At 64.4% G+C, this 3897-nt stretch carries 3 protein-coding genes; all 3 read right to left on the bottom strand.

The window, feature by feature from the left end; genetic code table 11:
• The coding region (locus tag ACLP25_RS08670; protein ID WP_442468802.1) for a gamma-glutamylcyclotransferase family protein at positions 1 to 405 on the bottom strand (405 nt) is incomplete at its 3' end.
• A gap of 223 nt (positions 406 to 628) precedes the next feature.
• A complete protein-coding gene (locus ACLP25_RS08665; RefSeq protein WP_442468801.1) occupies positions 629 to 1252 on the bottom strand; it encodes a hypothetical protein in 624 nt (207 codons plus the stop codon).
• A 1856-nt stretch (positions 1253 to 3108) separates the two neighbouring features.
• A partial coding sequence (gene tdh / locus ACLP25_RS08660) for an L-threonine 3-dehydrogenase (RefSeq protein ID WP_442468800.1) occupies positions 3109 to 3897 on the bottom strand: 789 nt, incomplete at its 5' end.

Below are 3897 nucleotides of genomic sequence, written 5' to 3'. Positions count from 1 at the left end.
GGACACCGGCTCGATGTCATCGCGGGGGACTTCGACGCGCGCGTAGCCGTGCTCGCGGGCGTCGAACTTCGCCAGGTCGTTTCCCTCGACGGCGTAAAGCACGCCGTTGATCGTGGAGCCCGTCTCGCCGGGACCGGCCTTGCGCAGGCCGAGCGCGGTGAACCCCGAGGGAGACCGATCGTTCCAGGCGCGGACATAGCCGAACGCAGCCGAGACGCGCACCGGGATCGCCGGAACCGGCGCGCTGGCGGTAGAGCGGCGCGAGGCCGAATTGATCAGCGAGCCGTAGCCGAAAATGAACTGCGTCGGCTGGTTCGGAAGCTTTTCGCCCCACCAGTCCTTGGCCGCCGCCGGAGCGAGGAAGAGGACGAGCGCGCAAAGCGCAAAAAGCCGTTTCAGCGCCATTCCCCCTCCCCTCGTCCTCGGCCGAACGTTTTTCGGATCGTCCTGTCGGCGAAGCCCGACCAGAACCTAACGGCTGCTCCGCAGTGCGGCAACGACGTACCGTCCGTCGTCATTCCTCGTCCCCTCCTCCGGCATGGAGATTGGGAAACCGTCTGGCGAACCGCGCCCTCCGCCGCCCTCGGCGGCGACCCAGGCTCTGCTGTCTGGCCTGCGCCCCTGCAGGTCAACGCTCGGAGAGAACCGGCGCTTCCGGCAGGGGCCGGACCCGAATTTCGTCGGTCGACAACGCGCCCTCGGCGATCACCAGGCCGACTCCCCCATTTTCGAACGGCGCGCCGCTATCGTCCGTCGCGTGCAGGGTCGCTCCGCCGGCGAAGCCGGTTATGTCTGCGCCGCGAACCTCGAGCGCGAGCGTTATCGGTTCCTCAAAGGTCCAGCGGCACGGCGCCTCGGCCAAGACCGTGCAGGCGTCGTCGCGCACTTTGACCAGACACGCCCTGTTCCCCGCCTCCAGCTGTAAGGCGTAGTAGCGCCTGAGACCCTGGACGCGTGCGGCAAGGCCCGCGCTCGATCCGAGGTGCACCGCCACCTCGCTAGACAGGCGATAGTCCGTCCATTCCCGCGTGCCGCAGACAATGATTCCGCTGCCGCGATCCTGAGAGATGCGAAAAGCGGACGGGAAGTTCTTGCTGAAGAAACTGACGTTGTTGACCCAGGCTTTTCGCCAGAAGTCGCTCGGATCCTTGGGTCGTCGCAACGTCACGAGTGGCGCGCCGTCCCAGCGAAGCCAGTCGAGAAGCACGGTTCCGTCGGCTCTTCCGTCGCCCGACGTCAGCGCAAACGCCAATCTTCTGGATCGGCTGACCATCGAGGTCGGGAAGCGTCCAGTTCAGGATTCCGCTGTCGCCCGGCGCGCGCGCGAACGAAGGTCCGTCGAAATCGAAAAGCCGATCGTTCAGCCCATAGACCTTGATGCGCAACGCGGCCTGGACCGTCGACGTATTGGCGCGGTCGGCGATCAGGCGCGCCTTGACCGTCTGCCCGGGTAAACGCGGGGGACTGGCCTGCATGTCGTAGGTCCGCATGTCGACGACGTCGGGGGGAGAGAAGACCGGCGTCAGCGCGGCTCCGGACCGTCCCCTGGCCAGCCCCTCGAAGCGCAGCGCGAGGGCAGGCTGCCCGTCAACGTCGCCGTGCCCGACGGAAACAAGATCGCCCTGGATCGCATCGCGCTCGGCGATGAAACCCTGGACGCTCCCAGGAAGGGCCGCCCGGCTTGAATGGCACGAGTGCGCAAATTGCAGGCGCTCCAGACGGCTGATCGTGCGGAACGTTTCGACAAACAGGTCGCCGACCTGTTCGACATGCAGGACGAGATCGCGGCGCGATGGGCTAACGCGCCCACCAAAATAATCCAGTCAATGTCAGTTAATACGCGACATCAGACTCAACGTAACCGGGGCAAATTCCCGGGCACGCACTTGCACACAAGAATATGCTGCGGCTGCTAAGTTGAATCGAAAGAATCACTTACGCGCGCATCGAAAGGACCCGGACTGGGAGGCGGCAGTTCCTGCCCGGGAATTTGCCCCGGTTACGACTCAACGACCTAAGACATTCACGTCCCACGTGTGCTGGCGATGATGATTTTCGTGAGGATTTGCGATCTCCTCGTTTGGCCATAACGCGGTGCGGTAGACCCTGGCCCGGAATCCTTCGGCCTCGAAGCGGATAACGCTCCGCTCTGCGGCGGCGCGAGAAGCGAACACGCGATATTCGGGCCCGACGCCGTCAATGCCTAGAACGTGTACTGTGTACATCGCGGCCTCCCCTGAGGCGGTCCACTCGGCCCGGCGGTAATGGCCGATCGGGCCATGACTACTGACTGCCCGAGACGTGCGGAGCGTCTAAGCCGCGAGCTTGGGGACGGGGGAAAGGGCGTCTGTCCCTCAGGGGAACTTGTCGGAACTTCCCCTTGGGTTCGATATCTTCCCTCCATCGGGCCGCGATCCTTTTTTGCGGTAGCCCGCAAATCGCCCTGCGGCATCCTCAATTAGGCATCGGGTCGACGCGAGGAACAAGCGCGCGAAATGGTTAAGCGCCATCCTTCTTTCGTATACGCTCGACCTGGACGGGCGCGAGATTCACGCCTCGATCAAGGGCGACGCCAGCGGATAGCACGACCGACTCGTCAGGGATGACGCTCGGTCATTGGCGCGCGGCCGCCGCACCTCGGTTATTTCCCGGACCTGCGTTGTCCACCGTCCGATACCAAGCGGTCTTCGCGCCAAGAGCGGCCGTTCGTTGTCCGCGACCGAACCGCTGCAAAGCCAACGCCCGAGCACCATATCAGCCAAGTTGATGCCTCCGGGACTGCTCTGCCCATCGTGAAGTCCATGCGTCGGTCGATCCGTGACGGGCTACCTCGCACGCGAAAGAAGGATCGCGCTTACCCTTTCGCGCCCTTGCCTTTGCCTCGACCCGATATCCAATTGAAGATGCCGTAGGGCCAATTGCGGGCTCTCGCAAAAAAGGATCGCCGGCTCGGTGGTGGGAAGAAGCCGAAACCGAGGAGCAGTCCCCGAGGGACAATTGCCCTTTCCCCCATCCCCAAGCTGGCGGCTGAGACGCTCTGCACGTCTGGGCCGCTCAGTTCTCAACAGGCCGTCAAGCCGTCGCTCGCGGCCGCGATCGTGCGCAGTCTCAGGCCGTCCAATCCAGCACGATCTTCCCGCAGTCGCCGCGACGCATGATCTCGAAGCCTTCGAGGAACCGTCTGGCCGGGAGGCGGTGCGTGATGACCTTGCGCACATCAAGCCCGCTCTCCAGCATAGCGATCATCTTGTGCCAAGTGTCGAACATCTCGCGGCCGTAGATGCCCTTGAGGGTGAGTTGCTTGAAGATGACCTTGGTCCAGTCGACGAGCATCGGCTTCGCTGACAGGCCGAGCAGCGCCACCCGCCCGCCGGTGTTCACCGCGTCGAATAGCTGATCGAACGCCGCCGGAGCGCCGCTCATTTCGAGCGCAACGTCGAAGCCTTCAGTCATCCTGAGCCGGCTCATCGTCTGGCGCAGCTCCTCTTTCGACACATCGACCGGCACAACGTCGGCGACCTCGGCCGCGAGCTTGAGCCGACGCGGATTGATGTCGGTGATCACGACGTGGCGGGCGCCGACATGGCGCGCGACCGCGGCCGCCATGATGCCGATCGGGCCGGCGCCAGTGATCAGCACGTTCTCGCCGACGAGATCGAAGGAGAGCGCGGTATGGACCGCGTTGCCGAGCGGATCGAGGATCGCGCCGACTTCGTCGTCGACGTCATCGGGCAAGGGCACGATGTTGAACGCGGGCGCCCGCACATATTCGGCGAAGGCGCCAGGGATGTTGACCCCTATGCCGCGCGTTTCGGGATCGAGATGATAGCGCCCGCAGCGAGCGGCGCGGCTTCGCATCCCGATCACATGGCCCTCGCCTGACACGCGCTGGCCGAC

The sequence above is a fragment of the Roseiarcus sp. genome (genome assembly GCF_052145395.1).
In the GTDB taxonomy this organism is placed as follows: domain Bacteria; phylum Pseudomonadota; class Alphaproteobacteria; order Rhizobiales; family Beijerinckiaceae; genus Roseiarcus.
This window is presented reverse-complemented; position numbering and strand designations above follow the sequence as displayed.